The 22,685-nt window shown below is 71.0% G+C and carries 22 protein-coding genes; 10 read left to right on the top strand and 12 right to left on the bottom strand.

All coding sequences use genetic code 11. The features are described 5' to 3' along the window. Positions 1-28 precede the first annotated feature (28 nt). Genes KME79_RS12265 through KME79_RS12250 form a run of 4 tightly spaced genes read left to right on the top strand, consistent with a single transcriptional unit; the run spans position 29 to position 2,586 of the window. Positions 29-652, top strand: a complete 624-nt coding sequence (locus tag KME79_RS12265) for a hypothetical protein (protein WP_219544534.1) — start codon at positions 29-31, stop codon at positions 650-652. After that, entirely contained in the window at positions 649-972 is a 324-nt protein-coding gene (locus KME79_RS12260; RefSeq protein ID WP_148032469.1) for a winged helix-turn-helix domain-containing protein, read from the top strand. Before KME79_RS12265 ends, KME79_RS12260 begins: the two co-directional genes overlap by 4 nt. Further along, a complete protein-coding gene (locus KME79_RS12255) occupies positions 969-1,853 on the top strand; it encodes an ABC transporter ATP-binding protein (RefSeq protein WP_219544533.1) in 885 nt (294 codons plus the stop codon). The genes KME79_RS12260 and KME79_RS12255 overlap by 4 nt, the downstream gene beginning before the upstream one ends. Beyond that, positions 1,846-2,586, top strand: a complete 741-nt coding sequence (locus KME79_RS12250) for an ABC transporter permease (protein WP_219544532.1) — start codon at positions 1,846-1,848, stop codon at positions 2,584-2,586. The genes KME79_RS12255 and KME79_RS12250 overlap by 8 nt, the downstream gene beginning before the upstream one ends. Before the next feature lie 87 nt (positions 2,587-2,673). Here the strand turns inward: KME79_RS12250 and KME79_RS12245 are convergent, their stop codons facing one another. From KME79_RS12245 to KME79_RS12210, 8 genes are all read right to left on the bottom strand, one after another. After that, positions 2,674-3,912 (bottom strand): S1C family serine protease, encoded by a 1,239-nt coding sequence (locus tag KME79_RS12245; protein ID WP_219544531.1) that lies wholly within the window; start codon positions 3,910-3,912, stop codon positions 2,674-2,676. Between the two features lie 141 nt (positions 3,913-4,053). Beyond that, on the bottom strand, positions 4,054-5,580 hold the full coding sequence (locus KME79_RS12240) for an AMP-binding protein (protein ID WP_219544530.1): 1,527 nt from the start codon (positions 5,578-5,580) through the stop codon (positions 4,054-4,056). 95 nt (positions 5,581-5,675) lie between these two features. Further along, positions 5,676-6,242, bottom strand: a complete 567-nt coding sequence (locus KME79_RS12235; protein WP_219544529.1) for a hypothetical protein — start codon at positions 6,240-6,242, stop codon at positions 5,676-5,678. A 93-nt stretch (positions 6,243-6,335) separates the two neighbouring features. After that, positions 6,336-7,148, bottom strand: a complete 813-nt coding sequence (locus KME79_RS12230; protein WP_219544528.1) for a MetQ/NlpA family ABC transporter substrate-binding protein — start codon at positions 7,146-7,148, stop codon at positions 6,336-6,338. Between the two features lie 10 nt (positions 7,149-7,158). Next, on the bottom strand, positions 7,159-7,815 hold the full coding sequence (locus KME79_RS12225) for a methionine ABC transporter permease (RefSeq protein WP_219544527.1): 657 nt from the start codon (positions 7,813-7,815) through the stop codon (positions 7,159-7,161). Further along, positions 7,812-8,762: a methionine ABC transporter ATP-binding protein gene (locus KME79_RS12220; protein ID WP_219544526.1), complete on the bottom strand. Its 951-nt coding sequence runs from the start codon at positions 8,760-8,762 to the stop codon at positions 7,812-7,814. Before KME79_RS12220 ends, KME79_RS12225 begins: the two co-directional genes overlap by 4 nt. Before the next feature lie 291 nt (positions 8,763-9,053). Further along, a complete protein-coding gene (locus KME79_RS12215) occupies positions 9,054-10,199 on the bottom strand; it encodes a Fic family protein (RefSeq protein ID WP_219544525.1) in 1,146 nt (381 codons plus the stop codon). 23 nt (positions 10,200-10,222) lie between these two features. Beyond that, positions 10,223-10,813, bottom strand: coding sequence for a TetR/AcrR family transcriptional regulator (locus tag KME79_RS12210; protein ID WP_219544524.1), 591 nt, complete (start codon positions 10,811-10,813; stop codon positions 10,223-10,225). Positions 10,814-10,890: 77 nt separating this feature from the next. Here KME79_RS12210 and KME79_RS12205 point away from each other — a divergent pair, with 77 nt between their 5' ends. Continuing rightward, positions 10,891-11,772 carry an alpha/beta hydrolase gene (locus tag KME79_RS12205; protein ID WP_219544523.1) on the top strand — a complete coding sequence of 294 codons (882 nt, stop codon included), beginning with the start codon at positions 10,891-10,893 and terminating at the stop codon, positions 11,770-11,772. A 52-nt stretch (positions 11,773-11,824) separates the two neighbouring features. On the opposite strand, the gene lon is transcribed toward KME79_RS12205, so the two are convergent. Then, positions 11,825-14,185 carry an endopeptidase La gene (gene lon / locus KME79_RS12200; RefSeq protein ID WP_219544522.1) on the bottom strand — a complete coding sequence of 787 codons (2,361 nt, stop codon included), beginning with the start codon at positions 14,183-14,185 and terminating at the stop codon, positions 11,825-11,827. Between the two features lie 174 nt (positions 14,186-14,359). On the opposite strand from lon, the gene KME79_RS46905 reads away from it, so the two are divergent. The 4 genes from KME79_RS46905 (at position 14,360) to KME79_RS12180 (ending at position 18,593) form a co-directional block, all read left to right on the top strand. Next, positions 14,360-15,610: a sensor histidine kinase gene (locus KME79_RS46905; protein ID WP_148032482.1), complete on the top strand. Its 1,251-nt coding sequence runs from the start codon at positions 14,360-14,362 to the stop codon at positions 15,608-15,610. Next, complete coding sequence (locus KME79_RS12190; RefSeq protein ID WP_148032483.1) at positions 15,607-16,263, top strand: response regulator; 657 nt, start codon at positions 15,607-15,609, stop codon at positions 16,261-16,263. The genes KME79_RS46905 and KME79_RS12190 overlap by 4 nt, the downstream gene beginning before the upstream one ends. A gap of 31 nt (positions 16,264-16,294) precedes the next feature. Beyond that, positions 16,295-17,653 carry a phenylacetate--CoA ligase family protein gene (locus KME79_RS12185; RefSeq protein WP_219544521.1) on the top strand — a complete coding sequence of 453 codons (1,359 nt, stop codon included), beginning with the start codon at positions 16,295-16,297 and terminating at the stop codon, positions 17,651-17,653. 178 nt (positions 17,654-17,831) lie between these two features. Beyond that, a complete protein-coding gene (locus KME79_RS12180) occupies positions 17,832-18,593 on the top strand; it encodes an alpha/beta hydrolase (RefSeq protein ID WP_219544520.1) in 762 nt (253 codons plus the stop codon). A gap of 244 nt (positions 18,594-18,837) precedes the next feature. Here KME79_RS12180 and KME79_RS12175 read toward each other — a convergent pair whose 3' ends face one another. Both KME79_RS12175 and KME79_RS12170 read right to left on the bottom strand, forming a co-directional pair. After that, complete coding sequence (locus KME79_RS12175; protein ID WP_246639712.1) at positions 18,838-19,227, bottom strand: DUF4180 domain-containing protein; 390 nt, start codon at positions 19,225-19,227, stop codon at positions 18,838-18,840. 184 nt (positions 19,228-19,411) lie between these two features. Then, a complete protein-coding gene (locus KME79_RS12170; RefSeq protein WP_246639711.1) occupies positions 19,412-19,813 on the bottom strand; it encodes a helix-turn-helix domain-containing protein in 402 nt (133 codons plus the stop codon). A 218-nt stretch (positions 19,814-20,031) separates the two neighbouring features. Here KME79_RS12170 and KME79_RS12165 point away from each other — a divergent pair, with 218 nt between their 5' ends. Beyond that, positions 20,032-21,429, top strand: coding sequence for an MFS transporter (locus KME79_RS12165; RefSeq protein ID WP_219544519.1), 1,398 nt, complete (start codon positions 20,032-20,034; stop codon positions 21,427-21,429). Here the strand turns inward: KME79_RS12165 and KME79_RS12160 are convergent. Next, entirely contained in the window at positions 21,411-22,640 is a 1,230-nt protein-coding gene (locus KME79_RS12160; RefSeq protein ID WP_261808643.1) for a cytochrome P450, read from the bottom strand. The genes KME79_RS12165 and KME79_RS12160 overlap by 19 nt on opposite strands. Between the last annotated feature and the right edge of the window lie 45 nt (positions 22,641-22,685).

Here is a 22,685-nt window from a genome sequence, read left to right as displayed (position 1 = left end):
ACCAGTTTGGTGTTCCGAGGAGTTTGCGATGACAGACGACGGCGAGCGGGCCTCCTCCCCCGAGGAGACGCTCCGGCTGATCGAGCGGCAGCGCGCCGCCACGGTGAAGGCGCTGAACGGCGACCCGCTGCTGCTCTACACGCCGTGGGGCGTCGCCTGGCTGCTCGGTTTCGGAGCGTTCTTCCTGCACTACGGGCTGCACGGCGTGCCCTACGCGCCCATCACCTGGCAGCTCGCGCTGGGCATCCTGCTCGCCGCGCAGCTGGTGGCGGGCGCGTTCATGGCGACCGGGCTCGTCAGGTTGAGCTCCGCCATCCGCGGTGAGAGCTCGGCCAAGGGCATGATGTATGGCTACGCCTGGTTCGTCGGCATGGTGCTGATGACCGTGATCAACATCCGGTTCAGCTCCATGCTGCCCCCTGAGGAGAGGGGCCTGATGTGGTCGGGCGTGTCGCTGCTCGTGGTGGCCGTGCTCTACATGGCCTGCGGCGCTCTCTACACGCAGTGGCCGATGTTCTTCATGGGGGTGTGGGTCGCCGCCGTCAACGGCCTGGGCGTCATCCTGGGGCCGGGCTGGCACGCGCTGCTCACCGCGGTCCTCCTCGGCGGCGGCCAGATCGTCACCGGGATCCTGCTGCGGCGGCGCGCATGACCTCCGGCGACGCCGCGCCCGAGCTCGACCCGGTCATCCACGCCCAGGCCAGGCTGCGCGTGATGGTCACGCTCAGCGCCCTCGGCGAGGGCGACGAGATCGCCTTCCCCTCACTCAAGGACCTGCTCGGCATGACCGCGGGCAACCTGTCCGTCCATCTGACCAAGCTCGAAGAAGCGGGCTACGTGCGCATCACCAAGACCCACAGGGGCCGCACCCCCGTCACCTACGTCTCGATGACCACGCGGGGGCGGCTCGCGCTCGAGGACTACACCAAGGCCATCCGTTCCCTACTGGACTCCGCAGGAGGAAATCCATGACAGTCCTCGCCAGAACGGTCGAGGCCACCCGGCGCTACGGCGACGTGGTCGCGCTCGACCGGGTCTCCGTCGAGATCCGGGCCGGCGAGCTGGTGGGCCTGCTGGGCCCCAACGGCGCGGGCAAGTCCACGCTGATGAACCTGTTCGTGGGGCTGCGCCGGCCCAGTTCCGGCACGGTCGAGCTGCTCGGCGGCTCGCCGTCCGACCCGGCTGTGCGGCGCGGCATCGGCGTCACCCCGCAGGAGACCGGGCTGCCCGAGGTGCTGCGGGTGGGCGAGGTCGTGGACTTCGTCTCCTCCCACTTCCCGAAGCCGGTGGGCAAGGCCGAGCTGCTGGACAGGTTCGGCCTGGGCGAGCTGGTCAAGCGGCAGATCGGCGGCCTGTCCGGCGGCCAGAAGCGGCGGCTGGCCGTGGCGCTGGCGTTCGCCGGCGACCCGAGACTGGTGTTCCTGGACGAGCCGACCACCGGGCTGGACGTCGAGGCCAGGCGTACGCTCTGGGACGGCATCAGGGCCTTCCACGAGGGCGGCGGCACCATCCTGCTGACCAGCCACTACCTGGAGGAGATCGAGGCGCTGGCGGAGCGGGTGGTGGTCGTCGGCCACGGCCGCGTGCTCGCCGACGACACCGTGGCGGCCGTGCGTGACGTGGTCGGCGCGCGGCGGGTCTCGTTCGACGCGGGCGAGCTGCCGGAGTTGCCCGGCGTGGCCGGCGTCCAGCGCGAGGGCGGCCGGGTCCACCTGGTGACCTCCGACCCCGACCGGCTCGTGGTCGAGCTGGTGCGCAGCGGCACGCCGTTCTCGGGCCTGGAGATCAGGCCCACCTCCCTGGAGGAGGCCTTCCTGACCATCACCGCCGCGAAGGAGCACGCCCATGCCTAGCCTCGTCCTGGCCCACACCCGCTATCAGGTCATCGAGCAGATCCGGGTGCCGATCGGCCTGCTGGCCAGCGGGCTGTTCCCGGCCATCGCGATGCTGGCGTTCGCGGTGCCGTTCGTCGGCGACGACCCGGTGGCCTCGACCCTGTCGATGGGCTCGATGATGCTGGTGGGCGCCATGTCGGCGGCGCTGATGGGGCTGTCGATCTCGGTGGCGATGGACCGCGAGCAGCCGTTCAACCCCTACCTGCGCACGCTCCCCGCGGGGCCGTTCCCGCACTTCGCCGGGCGGATCCTCACCACGACGGCGCTCATGGTGGTCTCGACGCTCCCCGTCATCCTGGTGGCGGGGCTGTTCACCGAGGCCGACCTCGCCCCGGCGCGGCTGGCCGCGATCGTGGGCGCGGCGCTGGCCGGGTCGCTGCCGTTCATGCTCATCGGGCTGTTCCTCGGGCTGGTGCTGCCGTCGAAGGCGGCGATCGCGGTGTCGCAGATCCTGTTCTTCCCGTTCGCGATCATGGGCGGGCTGATGTTGCCGCCGCAGGTCATGCCCGCGTTCCTGAACGCGATCTCCCCGTACGTGCCGAGCCGGGGCGGCGGCGAGCTGGTCTGGTGGGCCGGCACCGGAGCCGCCCCGGACACTCTCGCGCTGGTGGTGCTGGCCGGGTGGACCGTGGTGGCCGGGGCCGCCGCCGCGTGGGCCTACCGGCGTGACGAGGGCCGCCGGTTCACCTGATCGGCCGGGATTTCCGGTGAACGGAAGGGGGTGTGCCGCCGAGTCCGCAGCGATCTCGACGGCACACCCGTCCGTGTGGGGGTCCTGTTATTGCATTTCAGCGAGGGTGGCGGTGACGGTCTTCTCCGCGCCGTCCCTCATATATGTGATCTGAACCTGTTGGCCCGGTTTGAAACCTCTGATCTGCCCGACGACGTCATCTCCGCCGTCGACGGCCTTGCCGTCGATCTTGGTGATGAGGTCGGCCGACTGCAGTCCGGCCTTCTCCGCGGGGCTTCCCGCGGTGATCTGCCGGACCAGCGCGCCGGGCACGTCGCCGGTGGCGTCGGTGACGCTCACGCCCAGGAACGCGTGGGTCACCTTGCCGGTGCTGATCAGCTGGTCGGACACGTGCTTGGCGGTGTTGATCGGGATCGCGAAGCCGAGGCCGATGCTGCCGTTGCTGCCCGCGGTGGCGATCGCCGTGTTGATGCCCACGACCTCCCCCGCGGCGTTGACCAGCGCGCCGCCCGAGTTGCCCGGGTTGATCGCGGCGTCGGTCTGGATGGCGCCGCCGATCGTGGAGACCGCGCCGCCGCCTCCGCGCTGCTGTTGCGGCCAGCCGGGCGGGGCCTGCTCCTGCTCGCCGCCGACGGTGAGCGTGCGGTCGAGCGCGCTGACGATGCCGAGGGTGACCGACCCGTCGAGGCCGAGCGGGCTGCCGAGGGCGAGCACGGAGTCGCCCACCTTGAGCTTGCCGCTGTCGCCGAGGGTGGCCGGGGACAGCCCCGACACGTCCTCGGCCCTGATCACGGCCAGGTCGGTGGCCGGGTCGGTGCCGACGACGGTGGCGGCGGCGGTCCTGCCGTCGCTGAACTTCACGCTCATCCGGCCGCCGCCCTGGCCGGCGCCCTCCACCACGTGGTTGTTGGTGAGGATCAGCCCGTCGGCGGTGAGGACCACTCCGGAGCCCTCGCCCGTCGAGCCCTGGATCATCACGACCGAGGGCTGCACCTTCTCCGCGACCTGCGCCACGCTGAGCGAGTTGGACGTCTGGCTGAACGTGGGGCTCGGGGCGCTGACGGTCGTCACGACGGGATCCTGGAACGCGGTGGCGACGGTGGCGCCCACTATGCCGCCGCCGACGGCCACGGCCGCCAGGGCCAGCCCGGCGATCGCCTTCCGCCCGGCCGTGAAGCCGGGCTTCTTCGGCGGAGGCGGAGGCGGTGGCACCGGCTGACCCATGATCATGGTGTCCCGCCGGGGGAAGCCCCCGGCGGAGGGCGGCGTGTCGCCGAACTGGCTCCAGCCGCCGGCGCCCTGCTCGCGAGGCTCGTTCGCGTTCATCGTCATCTCCCTCGAGTTCCTCTTACCCAAGGGTGCCGCAGCAGGCGTAAGTCCTGGTTAAGCCGATGATCGACGGCGGCTGAACTCGTAAACGACGACTTTATCCTCCCTGCTCGAAGCCCGTTGCCCGGCGCGGAAAAATCACTTCCAGTACTCGTCCTTGAGCAGCCGCTTGTAGAGCTTGCCCGTGGGATGCCGGGGCAGCTCCGCCCTGAAGTCGACCGACTTGGGACACTTGTAGTGAGCCAGCTGCGAACGGCAGTACTCGATCAGCTCCTTCTCCAGCTCCGGCCCCGCCTCGTCCATCGACACCGGCTGCACCACGGCCTTGACCTGCTCGCCCATCTCCTCGTCCGGCACGCCCAGCACGGCCACGTCGGCGACCTTGGGGTGCACGCACAGGACGTTCTCGGCCTCCTGCGGGTAGATGTTCACCCCGCCGGAGATGATCATGTACGAGCGGCGGTCGGTGAGATAGAGGAAGCCCTCCTCGTCCAGGTAGCCGATGTCGCCGAGGGTGGTCCAGCCGCGGCCCCGGGGATCCTGCACCGAGCGGGTCTTGTCCGGGTCGCCGTGGTACTCGAAGGCGGCGGCGCTCTCGAAGTAGATCGTGCCGTGCTCGCCCGGCGGCAGCTCCTCGCCCTCCTCGTCGCAGATGTGCACCGGGCCCAGCAGGGAACGGCCGACCGTGCCCTTGTGCTCCAGCCAGTCCTTCGATCCGACGTACAGGAAGCCGTTGCCCTCGGTGCCCGCGTAGTACTCGTGGATGATCGGGCCCCACCACTCGATCATCTTCTCCTTGACCGGGATCGGGCAGGGCGCGGCCGCGTGGATGGCGGCCTCCAGCGACGACAGGTCGTATCTCGCCCGGGTCTCCTCCGGCAGCTTGAGCATCTTGATGAACATGGTCGGCACCAGCTGCGAGTGCGTCACCCGGTACTTCTCGACCAGCCGCAGGTACTCCTCGGGGTCGAAGCGCTCCATGACCACGAGGGTGGCGCCGATGCGCTGGAACGTCATGCAGTAACGCAGCGGGGCCGCGTGGTAGAGCGGGGCGGGCGACAGGTAGACGCTGTCGGCCGACGGCGCGAACAGGAACTGGATGAGGCCGAACAGGGCGCCCGGCTCGGTCAGCGGCTCCAGCGCCAGGGCGGGCTTGACGCCCTTGGGCCTGCCGGTGGTGCCGGAGGAGTAGAGCATGTCGGTGCCCTGCACCTCGTCGTCGATCGGGGTGACCGGATGGGCCGCGACGGCTTCCTCGTACGACTGGAAGCCCTCGGCGGTGCCGTCGAGCATCAGCCGCAGCTCCACGCCCGGCGTGTCGGCGGTGATGGAGGTGGCGACCTCGGCGAGGGCGGCGCTGGAGACGAACACCCGGGCGCCGCAGTTGTCGACGATGTAGGCCAGCTCGTCGCGTTGCAGCCGCGAGCTGATCGCCGTGTAGTAGAGGCCGGACCGGTGCGCGGCCCAGGCGATGGCCAGGAAGAGCGGATGGTTGGGCAACATGAAGGCGATGTGGTCGCCCGGCCGCAGGCCCGCGGCGCGGAACAGGTGGGCCAGCCGGTTCGACTCCTCGTCGAGCTGGCGATAGGTGACGACCTGACCGGAGCCCGCCATGATCACAGCGGGCTTGTCGGGGGTGACGGCTGCGATGGCTCCCGGGTACATGACCGAACAGTATTCTGTTCTCGCCGGGAAAAGCCAGCCTCCGCACAGGGCGAAGCCGCGACCTCGCCTTCGAGGCCGCGGCTCGCTGTCATGGATCAGACGGCGTGGTAGACGTCCTGCCAGCCGGAGTGCCAGCCCTTCGGGCCCCAGTGGTCGCCGCGGCTCACGTTCACGTAGATGTGAGCGACGTCCTTACCGGAGAACGAGAAGTGCTTCGGGTGCTTGTGGCAGTTCTTGAACCGCTCGAAGGAGGTGTCGCCGTCGTTGGTGACGACCTTGAAGGTCTCCCACGCGCACTTGTTCTTGCCCCACCACTTGTCGTTGTGGAGCTTGCTGTGGACGTCGAAGGTGTCGACGTGCTTCCACACCCACACGCGCTTCTTGTCCTTCTTCTTCACCCACCAGCACTTCTTTTCCCCGTTGTGCCACTTGCAGACCTTCTTGGGGGTCCAGACGGTCTTCCAGTACCAGTGCTTGTAGGTCTTCTTCTCCACCTTCACATGACCCGCGGCCTTGGCGTTGTGGTCACTGGAGTGGTACGGGCCCCAGCTGTCGTAGGAGGCGGAGGCACTGGTCGTCGTCGCGCTCGCCGCGGCGGGGGCGGCGACGGCCACCATGGAGGCGGCCGCGACGCCGATCAGGATTCGAGTTGCGAATCGCACTTGAGGGCTCCTCGGGAAGAGGTCGGTTCTGCTGTCGGGTCATTGATAAGCGGAACCGATTGCCCCCGGCTTGCAAGCCGCTTTAACGTCGCCTTATCCGGCGGCGGTCACCGAACCCGCGTACTTCTGCGCGATGAAGTCCTTCACCTTCTGGTCCTGGAGCAGTTTGCCCAGCGTGACGATGTCCGGGTCCTGCTCCTGCCCGGCGGCGACGACCAGGCCGTTCACGTACGGGTTGTCCTCGCCCTTCTCCAGGGTCAGGGCGTCGGACGCGGGCTTGAGTCCGGCCTCCATGGCGTAGTTGCCGTTGATCACGGCCGCGTCCACGTCGTCCAGGGAGCGCGGCAGCTGCGCGGCCTCCAGCGGCTCGAACTTCAGGTTCTTCGGGTTGCCGGTGACGTCGCGCTCGGTGGCGGCGGTGCCCGCGCCCTCCTTGAGCGTCACCACGCCGTTGCCGGCGAGCAGCTTGAGCGCGCGGCCCAGGTTGGTGGCGTCGTTCGGCACGGCCACGGTGGCGCCGTCGGCCAGGCCGCCGAGCTCGGTCACCTTCTTGGAGTACAGGCCGAGCGGCTCCAGGTGGACCGGCGTGACGAAGGCCAGGTCGGTGCCCTGGGAGGCGTTGAAGTCGTCCAGGTACGGCTTGTGCTGGAAGAAGTTGGCGTCCAGCTTGCCCTCGCTGAGCTGGACGTTCGGCTGCACGTAGTCGGTGAACTCGACGATCTCCAGGTCCAGGCCGGCGGCCTCGGCGAGGTTCTCGTCGATGTAGGCGAGGATCTCGCCGTGCGGCACCGGGCTGGCGCCGATCTTGAGCGCGCCGTCCGGCTCGCTGGTCGCGGACTGCGACGCACCGCATGCGGTGAGCGACAGAGCCAGCGCAGCAGCACCCACTATTCGACCAAATTTCATGATCTTTCCTTTACTTGTGCGATAGACGCCGGGCGGCGTAGTCGCCCAGGCTCTGCATGAGTTGCACGATCACGACCAGCAGCACGACGGTCGCCACCATCACGCCGGTCTCGAACCGCTGGTAGCCGTACCGGATGGCCAGGTCGCCCAGCCCGCCTCCACCGATGGTCCCGGCCATGGCCGTGTAGCCGATGAGCGCGACCACCGTCACCGTGATCCCGGCGACGATCCCGGGCAGCGCCTCGGGCAGCAGCACCTTGGCCACGACGGTGGCGCGGCCCGCCCCCATCGCCTGCGCGGCCTGGATCACGTCCCGGTCCACCTCGCGCAGGGAGGTCTCCACCAGCCGGGCGAAGAACGGCACGGCGCCGACGGTGAGCGGCACCACCACGGCGGCGGTCCCGATGGTGGTGCCGACGACCAGCCGGGTGAACGGGATGATGGCGATCATCAGCACGATGAACGGCAGCGACCGGCCCACGTTCACGACCATCCCGAGCACGGACTTAAGAGCGGGCAGCGGCCGCAGCCCGCCGCGGTCGAACACCACCAGCGCCACGCCCAGCGGCAGCCCGAGCAGCACGGTCAGCAGCGCCGACCAGCCGACCATGATCGCGGTCTCGACCGTGGCCTCCACCAGCAGGGGCGCCATCTCTTCCCAGGTCATGACACCTCCACCAGCAGCCCGCTCTCGCGGAGATAGTCGAGCGCGGCCGGAGCCTCGTCACCGATGAGCGCGACCCGCAGCCGGCCGGCCGAGCCGCCGGCGATCTCCTCGATCGCGCCGCCCAGGATGCTCACGTCCACGTCGAACTTGCGCACCACCTCCGACACCAGCGGCCGCTGCGGGTCGCCGGTGAAGGTGAGCGTCACCGAGCCCGCGGGCGCGGGACCGGGCAGCGGGAAGATCTCCCGGGTGAGGCGCGAGCCGGGGGTCCTGATGAGGTCGGCGACGGCGCCCGACTCCTCGACGCGCCCGCCGGACATGATGGCGGCCGAGTCGCAGACGCTCTTGATGACGTCCATCTCGTGCGTGATGAGCAGGATCGTCAGGCCCAGCTCGGTGTTGAGCCGCTTCAGCAGGTCCAGGATCGACTGGGTGGTGGCGGGGTCGAGCGCGGAGGTGGCCTCGTCCGACAGCAGCACGGCCGGCTTGCCGGCGAGCGCCCTGGCGATGCCGACGCGCTGCTTCTGCCCGCCGGAGAGCTGGTGCGGGTGGTCGCGCTCGCGCCCGTTCAGCCCCACCAGCTCCAGCAGCTCGGCGACGCGGCGGCGGCGCTCCGCCCTGGGCACGCCCATGACCTCCAGCGGGAAGGCCACGTTGCCCGCCACGGTCCGCGAGGAGAGCAGCGCGAAATGCTGGTGGATCATGCCGATGCGGCGGCGGGCGCGGTTGAGGTCACGGCCGCCGAGCCCGGTGAGCTCCTGGCCGGCCACCCTGACCGTGCCGGAGTCGGGCCGTTCCAGCAGGTTGACGCAGCGCAGCAGCGTGCTCTTGCCGGCGCCGCTGCGCCCCACCACGCCGTAGACCTCGCCTTCGCGCACGCTCAGGTCCACGCCGTCCAGCGCGACGGTGCGGCCGTACGCCTTGCGCAGGCCGGAAACCTCGATCACGACACTTCCCCATGGCTGAAAGGCGGCCCATGGCCGCGGAGCTGGAAACGATCCCGTACGAGAGCCGGTCGCTCTATCGCGAACCCGGATGGAACGGCAGATGGCTCAGCCGGCGCAGCACGTAAGAGGGCATGATCACGGGAAGACCTTCGAGGGCGGGCGGGCGGTTATCGGGCCTGGCGGGCGGGCATCCGCCCCATGCGCAGGCGACAACACCGGCCGGATCGGCGATGCGCGAGTCCCTCGGTCATGCTCATGCCAACGACGCCCCGCGGCGCGGCTATTCCTGACTCAGGGGGTGACGTCGCTCACTCGGTAGGGGTCGCGGAGCGGCTCGGCCCGCCGGGCGAAGTCGGCCTTGATCGCGCGCATGCGCGGGCCCGGCTCGTAGAAGCGTCCCTTGGTCTCCCCGTACGGCTGGAGCCAGCCCTTCGCGGCCAGCTCCCGCAGGTCGCGGGCGGCCTGCCCCTGGCTGAGCCCTTCGTCGGCCTGGTAGCGGCTCCGGCGCAGCCTGCGGTTGACGAACACCTCGTAGAGCGCGGACACCGAGCGGGTGTTGAGCCCGTCGGCGTCGACCCGCTCTTCGAGCAGCATCCAGATCTCCCCGGCCTGGGTGAGCCGCTGACGGACGCGCTGGGCCTGCATGTGGTGGGCACGCAGGCAGAACCGCACCCAGGAGTGGGTGTCGCCGTGCGGCCCCCACGCCCCGTGCTGCACGTCCCGGAGCGCGCGGTAGTAGTCGGTCGTGTTCTCGCCCGTGCCGAGCCATTCCTCGATCGAGGAGAATTCGGGCGTGAGGGTCTGGTCGCGCCCCAGCACCAGGGTTTGCAGGGCCCGTGACATCCTGCCGTTCCCGTCACGCCAGGGGTGGATCGCCACCAGGTTGAAGTGCGACATGGCAGCCCGGACATAGCTCGGCGCGTCGAGATCTCCGGAATTGAGCCAGGCGACGAGCTCGTCGAGCAGGCCGGGCACCTCCTCGACGTCCGGCCCTTCGTACACCACCTCGCCCGTCGCGGCACTGCGGACGTAGATGCCACCCGGGCGCACCACCCCCGGGGTCTTGTCACGGTGATGGCCGATCATCATGAAATTGAGCGCGTTGAGCAGGCCGATGTCGTAGCGGAACACCGGGGCCCTCGACAGGAGCTGGATATAGGTGAGCGCCTGCTGATAACCCGCGATCTCGCGCGCCACCTGACCTGACGTCTCCAGCGGGTCTTCACCGGACATGATCGACTCGATGTCCTCGACGCTGGCGTGGTAGCCCTCGATCGAGTTGGAGCCCTGGATCGCCCTCGCCCGCAACTGGCGGCGCAACTGGCCGTCCCAGCGGTGGGTCTCGGCCAGCCGGTACTTGAGATCGCGGCGCATCTCCTCGATCTCCACCAGCACGGCCTTGTCGGCCGGCTCCAGCTCGGGCGTCCCGTACAGCATGAACTCATGGAAGCATGAGCGAATCATTCGGTCAAACGAACGGATGATTCGGTCATTTGGTAGATCTGCCGATCGAGGATGCTTATCGCGCGATCCGCCGTGAGGTGTCCGAGCAACAGGTCGGAGGCCAGCCCGTCGGTCAGCGCCAGGAGGGCGTCCGCGGCCGTCGCGGGATCGGCGGTGAGCCCTTCCAGGCGCTCGGCCACCGCCGCGGACAGCAGGGCGCGGCCCTCCCGGTAGCGGGCGGCCATGGTCTCGTCGTTGAGCGCGCGGAAGAAGACCGCCACGCCGACCAGCGTCGCCGTCCGGGCCTCGGCGTCCAGCGGCAGCATCGCCAGGAGCAGGGCGCGCACCAGGTCGCGGGGCCTGGCGGACCCCATCCCCGCCAGGCTGCGCCCGAGGCGTTCCCTCAGCTGATCACGCAGGCGGGCGGTCGCGTACAGGAGCATCTCGTCCTTGCTCGCGAAGTAGTGCTGGACCAGCCCGATGGACATGCCCGCCGCCGCCGCCACCTCGCGCATGCTGACCGCCTCCAGGCCGCGCGAGGCGGCGATGCCCCACAGCGCCTCGGTGATCTGCTCGCGCCGCTGTTCGTGGTCGACCTTCTTCGGCATCCGCCCGCCTTCCCGATTTTCGCCATATGATCGTACGACAAAGGACGCAATATGATCGTATGGCAAAGGAGGGTGAGATGCCGAAGATCGGCCGCTTCGCCACGCCCGCCGCGCGGGCGGCGTACGAGAAGGTCTATGACGAGACGCTGGCCGCGCTGCCGTCCCCGGCCGGGACGCATGACGTGGCGACGCCGTTCGGGCGGGTGCGCGCGTACCGGTTCGGCGAGGGCGGCGGCACGCCGCTGGTGCTGCTGCACGGCAAGTCGGCGACCGGCGTCATGTGGCTGCCGAACCTCCCCGGACTGGCCGCGGCCCGCCCCGTGTACGTGCTCGACCTGCTCGGCGAGGGCGGCCGCAGCGAGCAGACCGCGCCGATCAAGGACGCCGGCGACCAGGCCGCCTGGCTGTCGGCCGCGCTCGACGGGCTCGGGATCGGCGCCGCCCACCTGGTCGGCATGTCGATCGGCGGCTGGCTGGCGTGCAACCAGGCCGTGCGGGATCCGCGCCGCGTGGCCTCGATCAGCCTGATCGACCCGGCCGGCACGCTGGCCCCGATACCGGCCGGGCTGATCCTGCGGACGATCCCGGTCATGCTGCCGTTCGTCTCGCGCTGGGCGCGGCCGCGCTTTCTCAGGTGGATCGACGGCACCGGCGGCGAGATCGCGCCGGACGACCCCGTGGCCCGGCTCATCTCCGCGACGATGGCGCACTACCGGCCCGCGCTCCCGCCTCCCGTGCGCTTCACCGACGAGCAGCTGCGCTCGATCACGGTGCCCGCGCTGGTGCTGGTGGCCGGGCGCAGCGTCATCCACGACCCGGCCCTGGCGATCCGGCGGGCGCGCGACCTCATCCCCGGCGTGCGCGCCGAGCTGTGGCCGGAGGCGACGCACTCGATCTCCGGCCACTTCGCGTCCGAGGTGAACGAGAGCGTGCTGGAGTTCACCGCCTCCCTCCCTTGAGACCTCCCCGTACGGAAGACGCCCCGCCGGAGCGGGGCGTCCTCGTACGGGATCAGGCGGCGACGCTGCCGGCCACCTGAGCCGGGACGAGCGCGATGTCCAGGACCTCGCGCACGTCGCTGACCGCGTGGATGGTCAGCTCGTCGCGGACCTCCTGGGGCACGTCGTCCAGGTCCGGCTCGTTGCGCGCCGGGATGAGCACCGTGGAGATGCCCGCCCGGTGCGCCGCCAGCAGCTTCTGCTTGACGCCGCCGATCGGCAGCACCCGGCCGGTGAGCGAGATCTCGCCGGTCATCGCCACGTCCCCGCGGACCTGCCGGCCCGACAGCAGCGAGGCCAGCGCGGTCGTCAGCGTCACGCCCGCCGACGGGCCGTCCTTGGGCACGGCGCCCGCCGGGAAGTGGACGTGCACCGAGCGGTCCTTCAGCGCGGTTACGGGCAGCTCCAGCTCCGCGCCGTGGGAGCGCAGGTAGGACATCGCGATCCTGGCCGACTCCTTCATCACGTCGCCGAGCTGGCCGGTCAGGGTCAGGCCGGTCTCGCCGGTCTCCGGGTCGGCCAGCGACGCCTCCACGTAGAGCACGTCGCCGCCCGCGCCGGTGACCGCCAGGCCGGTGGCCACGCCCGGCACCGAGGTCCGCTGGGCGTTCTCCGGCAGCGACGACTCCGGCACGAACCTGGGCCTGCCCAGATAGGCGGTCAGGCCGTCGGCGCCGACCGTGACCGGGAGCTCGTCTCCGGCCGCGACCTTGCGCAGGATGCGGGCGACCGACCGCTCCAGGGAGCGGACGCCGGCCTCACGGGTGTACTCGGTGGCCAGCCTGCGCAGCGCCTCGTCCTCGACGGTGACCTCCTCGGCCGTCAGGCCGGCCAGCCCGAGCTGGCGGGGCACCAGGTGGTCGCGGGCGATGGCGACCTTCTCGTCCTCGGTGTAGCCGTCGAGCGTGACGACCTCCATCCGGTCGAGCAGCGGGCCGGGGATCGCCTCCAGGACGTTGGCCGTGGCCAGGAAGAGCACGTCGCTCAGGTCGAGCTCGACCTCCAGGTAGTGGTCGCGGAACGTGTGGTTCTGCGCCGGGTCGAGCACCTCCAGCAGCGCGGCCGTCGGGTCACCGCGGTAGTCGGCGCCGACCTTGTCGACCTCGTCGAGCAGCACGACCGGGTTCATCGAGCCGGCCTCGCGGACGGCGCGGACGATGCGGCCGGGCAGCGCGCCCACGTAGGTGCGCCGGTGGCCGCGGATCTCCGCCTCGTCGCGGACGCCGCCGAGCGCGACGCGGACGAACTTGCGGCCCATGGCGCGGGCGACCGACTCGCCGAGCGAGGTCTTGCCGACGCCGGGAGGGCCGGCCAGGGCGAGCACGGCGCCGCTGCGCCGGCCGCCCACCACGCCGAGCCCCTTCTCCTGGCGGCGCTTGCGCACGGCCAGGTGCTCGATGATGCGGTCCTTCACGTCGGACAGGCCCGTGTGGTCGGCGTCCAGCACCTCGCGGGCGCCGACGATGTCGTAGTTGTCCTCGGTACGCACGTTCCACGGCAGGTCGAGGACCGTGTCGAGCCAGGTGCGGATCCAGCCGGTCTCCGGGGACTGGTCGGAGGTCCGCTCCAGCTTGTCGACCTCCTTGAGTGCGGCCTCGCGCACCTTCCCGGGCAGGTCGGCCGCCTCGACGCGGGCGCGGTAGTCCTCCTCCTCGGTCTCGGCCGAGTCGCCGTTGAGCTCCTTCAGCTCCTTGCGGATGGCGGCGAGCTGCTGGCGCAGCAGGAACTCGCGCTGCTGCTTCTCCATGCCCTCCTGGACGTCCTTGCGGATCGTCTCGGCCACGTCCAGCTCGGCCAGGTGCTCGCGGGACCATTCGACCAGCTTGGCCAGCCGGTCGGCGGGGTCGCCGGCCTCCAGCAGCTCCACCTTCTGGGCGGTGGACAGCCACGGGGTGTAGCCGGAGCTGTCGGCCAGCACCGAGGGGTCGTCGATCTGGTTGACCTGGTCGACCACCTGCCAGGCGCCGCGCTTCTGCAGGATGGTGGTGGCCAGGGCCTTGTACTCCTTGGCCAGCTCGGTGGCGCGCTCACCGGCGGGGACCGCGTCCACGGTCACGGCCTCCACCCACAGCGCCGCGCCGGGGCCGGTCGTGCCGGCGCCCATGCGCACCCGGTCGACGCCGCGGACCACGGCGGCGGGCTCGCCGCCGGGCAGCCGCCCGACCTGCTCGACGACGGCGCGCACGCCGACGGCGCCGTAGCGGCCGTCGATGCGGGGAACGAGGAGCACCTGGGGCTTGTTGCCACCAGATGCCTGGGCCGCGTCGATCGCGGCGCGCACCTCGGAGTCGGACAGGTCCAGGGGAACCACCATGCCCGGCAGCACGACGGCGTCGTCCAGCGGCAGAACCGGCAGGATCAAGCTCTCACTCATGCGAACTCCAAAGGATTGAGTTATACCGACTCAATTCATCGGAGCCTCGTAATGTTCCCTTGCTTGCCGATGTTCGCTCAGAGCGAGCGTAATCATGTAAGCGATACCTAAGGGTGAGAGCGGATCAGACCTGGGTGCGACGCGCGGCGCGCACCCGGCTCGTAGTCTTCAACCGTGTTCTCGGCCGTGCTGCGCCCCATCCCTCTCGTGCTCTACAAGGGCGAGGCCGACCCGCCCACGCCCCGGTCCCGCCGGCTGGCCATGCCGGTGCCGCGCTGGCTCGGGCTGCTGCCGTTCCGCACGCTCGACCTGGTGCGGACGGCCGACGCACTGCTGGCCCTCGTCCTGTTCCTGACCACCTACGACCGGGTCCTCCAGCACGACGGACGCCTGGCCGTCGCCTATCTGGCCGCGCTGGGGGTCGCGGTACCGCTCGTGCTGCGCGACCGGAGGCCGCTGGCGGCCTGGCGCGCCTCGCTGGCCCTGCTGCCCGCCGGGCTCTGGGTCTCCTTCGAGCTGGGCATCGACTACGAGGACAACCCCTACACCCCGGAGATGGTGCTCTCCTACCTGCTCGTGGCCTACTCGGTGGCGGTGCGCTGCGATCGGCGGATCACCGGCGCCGCCTGGGTGATCAGCGTGCTGGTGATGTGGATCGCCTTCCCCAACGGCATGCCGCTCGGGTCGGTCATCGTGGGCGCCGTCATGCTCCTCGGCTACAACGTCCGGGTGCGGCGCAGCGCCACCGAGCGGCTCGCCCTGGAGGAGCGGCGCAGCCAGGAGGCCATGGGCGCGCAGGCCGTGCTGGAGGAGCGCGCCCGCATCGCCCGCGAGCTGCACGACGTGGTGGCCCACCACATGTCGGTGATCGCGATCCAGGCCGAGGCGGTGCCGCTCAAGGCGGCGGGCGACCCGGCCCAGCTGGAGGCGGGGCTGGCCGGCATCCGCGCGCTGTCGCTGGAGGCGATCGCCCAGCTCCGGCAGGTGCTCGGCGTGCTGCGCGACGAGGAGGGCCGCACCGACACCGCCCCGCAGCCCGGCCTGGAGCAGGTGGACGACCTGGTGGCCAACGCGCGGGCGGCCGGGCTGTCCGTGCTGGTCAGGCGGCCCGAGTCGCTGGAGGGGGTGCCCCAGGCGGTGGGCATGTCCGCCTACCGGATCGTGCAGGAGTCGCTGAGCAACGCGATGCGCCACGCCCCCGGCGCGACCGTCGTGCTCGACATCGGCCGCGACGACCACGGCGTGCGCCTGCACATCACCAACGGCCCCGGCTCCTCCCCCGCCCACTCGCCGGGCGCCGGTCACGGGCTCGTCGGCATGCGTGAGCGGGCGGCGCTGCTCGGCGGCACACTGGAGGCGGGGCCGGTCCCGGTGGGAGGCTTCCAGGTGACCGCGGTGCTGCCGACCGGACGGGGTTCAGGGTGATACGGGTTCTGATCGCCGACGACCAGGGCATGGTGCGCACGGGCTTCACCGTGTTCCTGAGCTCCCAGCCCGACATCGTGGTCGTGGGCGAGGCGGCCGACGGGCGGGAGGCGATCGAGCGGGCCGCCGAGCTGGCGCCCGACGTGGTGCTGATGGACGTGCGGATGCCGGTGATGGACGGGCTGGAGGCCACCCGGCGGCTGTGCTCGCCCGGCTCGCGGTCCAAGGTGCTCATCCTGACCACGTTCGACCTCGACGACTACGTCTACGAGGCTTTGCGGGCCGGCGCCAGCGGGTTCCTGCTGAAGGACGCCTCGGCCGCCCAGCTCGCCGAGGCCGTCCGGGTGGTGGCGGCCGGCGACGCGCTCATCTCACCGGGTGTGACCAGGCGGCTCATCCACGAGTTCGCCCGGCTGGGGCCGCGGCCCGCGCCCTCGGCCGTCCGGCTGAGCCTGCTGACCGAGCGCGAGAGCGAGGTGCTCACGCTGGTCGCCCAGGCGCTGTCCAACCAGGAGATCGCGCGGAAGCTGGTGCTGGCCGAGCAGACGGTCAAGACGCACGTCGGGCGGGTGCTGATGAAGCTGGGGCTGCGCGACCGGGCCCAGGCGATCGTGTACGCCTACGAGACCGGGCTGGTGCGGCCGGGCGAGTGACGGGCCGGGGTTCCGGTCGTACAGTCGGCTGGTGGACCTGGTCAAGCTGTTCCATGACGTGGTGGAGACGGTGCCCGCGTACCGGGCGTTCCTGGCGGAGCACGACATCGACCCCGCCCAGATCCGGACATTTCAGGATTTTGTGGGCTTGCCGATGACGAGCAAGGACACGTACACGCGGCGCCACCCGCTCCCTGACCTGTGCCGTCATGGGGTGATCGGTGACATCGTCGCGGTGTCGTCCGGGTCGACGGGTGAGCCCGCGTTCTGGCCGCGCACCGCCGCCGACGAGCACGCCGTCGCGGCCCGCTTCGAGGAGGTGTTCCGCGACTCCTTCGCCGCCCATGAGCGGCGCACGCTGGCGGTGGTCTGCTTCGCGCTCGGCACCTGGGTGGGCGGGCTGTTCACGCTCGCCTGCTGCCGCCGGCTGGCCGAGCTCGGCTACCCGGTGACGGTGGTGGCGCCGGGCGGCGACAAGCGGGAGATCCTGCGGGTGGTGCCCGAGCTGGCGCCGCACTTCGACCAGGTGGTGCTGCTCGGCTACCCGCCTTTCCTCAAGGACGTGATCGACGCCGGGCTTCCCTGGTCGCGCTGGCAGGTCAAGCTGGTCACCGCCGGCGAGGTCTTCAGCGAGGAGTGGCTCACGCTGGTGGCCTCCCGCGCCGGCATCGCCGATCCGGTGCGCGGGATCGCCTCCCTGTACGGGACGGCCGACGCGGGCGTGCTCGGCAACGAGACCCCGCTGTCGGTGGAGATCCGCCGCTTCCTGGCGGAGCGGCCGACGGTCGCGCGTGAGCTGTTCGGCGAGTCGCGGCTGCCCACGCTGGTCCAGTACGACCCGGGGGCGCGCTTCTTCGAGGAGCACGAGGGGACCCTGCTGTTCTCCGGCGACAACGGCATCCCGCTGATCCGCTACCACATCGCCGACGACGGCGGCCTGATCCCGTACGAGCGGATGCTGGCCTTCGCCCGCGACCACGGGCTGGAGCCGTCGGCGCCCGGCCCCGAACGGCCCTTCGCGTACGTCTTCGGACGCAGCCGCTTCACCGTGTCGTACTACGGGGCGAACGTGTACCCCGAGAACATCTCCGTGGGGCTGGAGCAGCCGGAGGTGGCCGGGCTGGTGACGGGCAAGTTCGTGATGGAGGTGGCGGAGGACGAGCGGCGCGACCGGCACCTGACGGTGACGGTGGAGCTGGCCCCCGGCGAGAAGCCGTCGGACGGCACGGCCGAGGCCGTGGGCGCGTCGATCCTGTCCCAGCTGCGGCGGCTCAACAGCGAGTTCGCCCACTACGTGCCGGAGGCGCGCCAGACGCCGGTGATCCGGCTGCGGGAGACCGGCGACCCTGACTACTTCCCCCCGGGGGCCAAGCACCGCTACACCCGCTGACTCCCCCGGAGGCCAAGCACCGCCACACCCGCTGGCGTCCCGAAGGTGGCGGGCCCCACCCCTGACGCGGGGGCCGGCCGGTCATCCTTCCGGCGTCGTGATCCGACTCCGGTACTACCCGCAAGATCAGCCCGTGCGGTGACGCGGAATCCGGGTCCGGATCCGTACCTTCGACGCCATGCGATTCAGGCACGGGATCCTCGGCATGCTGGCGCTCGGCGCGCTGCTGGCCCCACCCGCCCAGACCAGCGGACGGCTGGTCCGGGTCTACGGCGATGTGGCCACGGCCGACCGGGTGGCGGTCATCGTGCCGGGCGCCGACATCACGGCGGAGACCTTCGACACCGGCAGCCACCGGCCGGGCGGCTCGGCCCGCGCCCTCCTGGCCGAGGCGGCCGACCAGTCGCCGGGCACGCGCCTGGCGGTCGTCGCCTGGCTGGGATACGACTCCCCACCGACCTGGAGCCTGAAGGTCATGACCGACTCATCGGCCGGTGAAGGCGCGCAGGCGCTCCGTGGCATGGTCACCGACCTCCGCCGCCGGACCGCGGCCCCGATCGCGCTCCTGTGCCACAGCTACGGCTCGGTGGTCTGCGCCGAAGCCGCCGCCTCCGGCCTCCCGATCGCGGATCTGGCCCTCGTCGCCAGCCCCGGCGTGGAGTCCCCCGCCGCCACGTTCAGCCCCGCGCGGGTCTGGGCCGGCCTGGGCTCGGACGACTGGATGAGGTTCGTCCCGAAGACCAAGCTGGGCCCCCTGGGCTTCGGCCAGGACCCGACGGACCCCGCCTACGGCGCCCGGCTGTTCGACGCGGGCGAGGCCGGCCACAGCGACTACTTCCGCCCCGGCTCCACGTCCCTCCGCAACCTCACCCGGATAGCTCTCGGCCACACCGAAGAGGTCGGCCGTCCCCCGCCCGGGAAGACGACCACTGGGCCATGACCGTGCGATCGCCGCCTCTCCGGGCGCATGCGGCACCGTCCCCCGGACGGCCATCGCTTGCATGCGGCGCTGTTCCGGCAGGCCACCGCTTGCCTCCGGCACACGCGGCACCGTTCCCGGCAGGCCACCACTGGAGGGTGCAGTCCTTACTCCGACCGGCCATGCTTGCCGAACGGCTGACCGGCGTCACCTATGCCCTGTCCGCCGCCACAGCGACACGCCTGCCGTAGCGTTCAACGCCCTCCTAGAGGTCCGTGGCCGCGGGCTCGTCGGGAAAGCGTGCGCGGAGGGCTTCCAGGTCGGGGAGGAACCAGAGCTCGTCGCCTCGGTTGGCTTCGCGTACCCAGTCCCTGAGGGCGCCGCTGGAGGCCACCTGGCCGGAGATATCGCCGATGACGGCGACCTTGATGCGGTAGTTGGCGAACTTCTGGATGATCTCGCCGGCGACGCGGGTGCTGAGGCGCCAGAAGTCCTCGTGCAGCCTGCCGGCGGGGATGGCCACGAGGTGAGCGCGGTGATACCACGCGTCCCCGATCAGATCGAGGGCGTCGCGCTCCGTCCGCACCGGCGGGCCGTCCGCCTCGCACAGCAGGACACCGGGCATCGGGGTGGCGGGGGCGGGATGGTCAGGCATGCGGGATCTCCAGGAATAGGTCACGGCCGGTCACGGGCCGGGTAGGTCATGCGCCCAACGGGCGGGGCGGTGATGCGGCTAACGGACGGGGCTGTAATGCGACTAACGGACGGGCGGTGGCCTGGCGGGCGGGTCGGTAGTGCGTCTGGTGGGCTGGGCCGGTCGTGACGCCGGTCGGTCGGATCTACTGCTTGACCAGGGCGTCGATCAGCCGGATGACCTGGGCGGTCGCCTCTAGCTCGCCCAGCACGACGACCTTCAGGCGGCCGCGTTCCTCGTCGTACACGCATTCGGCGTGGACGCCGGTGGGCCGGCCGCCGAGCGAGGCCAGGAGCATGGTGCTGACCCGGTCCATCTCGGCACGGTCGATGCCGTCGATGTTGACGATGGCCGACGCCTCGGCGTGCCGACTGGCAGGGGGTGGGGCGATCGGCAGGCCGGTGAACGCCTCAAGGTCTTCGCGGGCGATCCGATACTGCTTGCCGATCTTGACGGCCTTCAACCGGCCGTCGCGGACGTACGCGCGGACGGTCTTGACGTGCAGGCCGAGCAGGTTCGCCACCTGATCGACGGTATATCGTTCCATATATATCCTCAACCTACCCTATCGAAGGGAGCGATAGGGAATGGATCTGGCACGACGGCGACCCGGTTTCCGGCGACGCCTCCGCGCGCCTGCGGGAGGTGGCGGCCCAGCTCTGAGCCGCCTGCGGGAGGGGCGCCGCCCGTGATCCTGGTGCCCGGGGTTGAGCTGCGGGGAATGCCTGAGGCCGCCGGCTGTGCTGCTGCCTGGGGAGGTTCGCAATGGACGACGGGCACATCGAGCTCCGATCGGCGCGTGGCCGGTGGGTGCTGGCGGCGACCGTGCTGGGGTCGGGGCTGGCGATGCTCGACAGCACGGTGGTCAACGTGGCGCTGCCCTTCCTCGGCGCCGAGCTGGGGGCCGGCATGGCGGGCCTGCAGTGGACGGTGAACGCCTACACGCTCACGCTCGCCGGTCTGATCCTGCTGGGCGGCTCGCTGGGCGACCGGTTCGGCAGGCGCCGGGTGTTCCTGATCGGGATGGTCTGGTTCGCGCTGGCGTCGGCGCTGTGCGCGGCGGCGCCGACGATCGAGTTCCTCATCGCGGCCCGCGCCCTGCAGGGGGTGGGCGGGGCGCTGCTCACGCCGGGCTCGCTGGCGATCATCCAGGCGTCGTTCTCCAAGGCGGACCGGCCGCGGGCGATCGGCGTCTGGTCGGGGCTGGGCGGGGTGGCGAGCGCGGTGGGGCCGCTGCTGGGCGGGGCGATGGTGCAGACGGCCGGCTGGCGGTGGGCGTTCCTGATCAACCTGCCGCTGGCGGCGCCGGCGCTGCTGGTGGCGGCCCGGCACGTGCCGGAGAGCAGGGACGAGCGGGCGGCGGGCCGTTTCGACGTGCTGGGGTCGGTGCTGGCCGCGCTGTCGCTGGCCGGGATCACGTACGGGCTGATCGAGCTGGACGCGCCGGTGCCGCTGGTCGCGGGCGTGCTGCTGGGAGCGGCGTTCGTGGTGCTGGAGTGGCGCCGGTCGCCGGACGCGCTGGTGCCGGTCGGCCTGTTCGCCGGCCGGGTGTTCTCGGCGGTGAACGCGGTCACGCTCGTCATGTACGGGGCGATGGGCGTGGTGTTCTTCCTGCTGGCCGTGCAGTTGCAGGTGGTGTCGGGGTTCTCGCCGCTGGCGGCGGCGTCGGCGCTGCTGCCGGTCACCGTGCTGATGCTGCTGCTGTCGCCGCGCGCCGGCGAGCTGGCCAAGCGGCACGGGCCGCGCTGGCCGATGACGGGCGGGATCCTGCTGGCTGGCGTGGGGTTCGTGCTCATGAGCACGATCGGCGCCGGCGTGTCGTACGCGCTGGTCGTGCTTCCGGCGGTCACCGTGTTCGGGCTGGGGCTGTCGGCGGCGGTGGCGCCGCTGACCGCGACCGTGCTGGCCACCGCCGACGACCGTCACGCGGGCACGGCGAGCGGGATCAACAACGCGGTGGCGCGCACCGGCGGGCTGCTCGCGGTGGCCGCGGTGCCGCCCCTGGTGGGGCTGGTCGGGGACGCCTTCAGGAACCCGGCGGTGTTCGACGCGGGGTTCCGCCGGGCGATGCTGGTCAGCGCGGTGATGATGGGCGTGGCGGCGCTGGTGACGGCCGTCGCCGTCAGGGAGAACGTGCTCGACCCTCAGAAGGTGAAGGCCTGACTGCGGACGCTGTTGTCGAAGTTGGACTCCAGCAGCTCCGGCTCGCCGACGGTGCGGATGCCGGGCAGCCTCGTCAGCAGCGTCCTGAACATGGTGCGCAGCTCCTGCCTGGCCAGGTTGGCGCCGAGGCAGAAGTGGGGGCCGGGGCCGCCGAAGCCGACGTGCGGCTTGGTGTCGCGGGTGATGTCGAACCGGTCCGGGTCGGGGAAGACGGACTCGTCGCGGTTGGCCGAGCCGTAGAAGAGCACGACCTTGTCGCCCTTCTTCAGCTCCAGCCCGCGCAGCGAGTAGTCCTGCGTGAGCGTGCGCCGGAACTGCATGATCGGCGAGACGTGGCGGACCATCTCCTCGATGGTGTTGCCGATGTGCGCGTCGAAGTCGCTCATGAGCAGCTCGCGCTGCGCCGGGTTGTCGGTGAGCAGCTTGATGCCGTGGGCCATGGTGTTGCGCGCGGTCTCGTTGCCGGCGACCAGCAGCAGCGCGAAGAACGAGCCGAGCTCGCGGTAGGTGAGCTTCTCGCCGTCGGGGTTGGCGGTGACCAGGAGGGAGACCAGGTCGCCCTTGGGGTCGGCGGCGCGTTCGTGGCCCAGCTTGATCACCATGCGCTGGAGGGCGAGCAGGGCCAGCATGTTCTGCCCGGCCATCTGGACGGTGCGGGCCAGGCTGGGCCGGATGCCGGTGTAGGCGGTGGAGATGTCGACGTGCTTGTGGACCCGTTCGCGCCACTCCTGCGGGATGTCGAGCATGTCGCAGATGACGTGGATGGGCAGCCGGGCGGCGACCTGCTGGACGAAGTCGCGCGGCCCCTGCGCGACGGCGTCGTCGACGATGCGCCCGCAGGCCGACTCGATGTCGGACTGCAGCCCCGCGAGCATCTTGGGGCTGAACGAGCGGGTCACGATGCGGCGCAGCCGGGCGTGTCGCGGGTCATCCATGTTGACCATCGACTCGCCGAACACCTGCTTGACCCAGCCGGGCGGCTCGGGGTTGGTGACGGCCGGCTCGCTGGAGAAGACCTTGGCGTTGCGGCTGGCCTCGACCACGTCGGCGTGGCGCACCAGGGCGTAGAAGCCGGCGCCGGAGCGCAGGAACGGCACCTTCTTCTCCGGGAAGAACACCGGATGGTCCAGCTGCCGGAGCCGGGCGAACGCCTCGTGCCGCTCCTTGAGCGGCCTGCGCCAGAAGTCAAGATCAGCGAGGTCGATGTCCACGTGCCTATCCTGGCACGTTCCCGGGGCGTTCAATCCGGGTTCGGC

Origin of the sequence: Nonomuraea harbinensis (assembly GCF_019396385.1) — a bacterium.
GTDB classification, from domain to species: domain Bacteria; phylum Actinomycetota; class Actinomycetes; order Streptosporangiales; family Streptosporangiaceae; genus Nonomuraea; species Nonomuraea ferruginea.
This window is presented reverse-complemented; position numbering and strand designations above follow the sequence as displayed.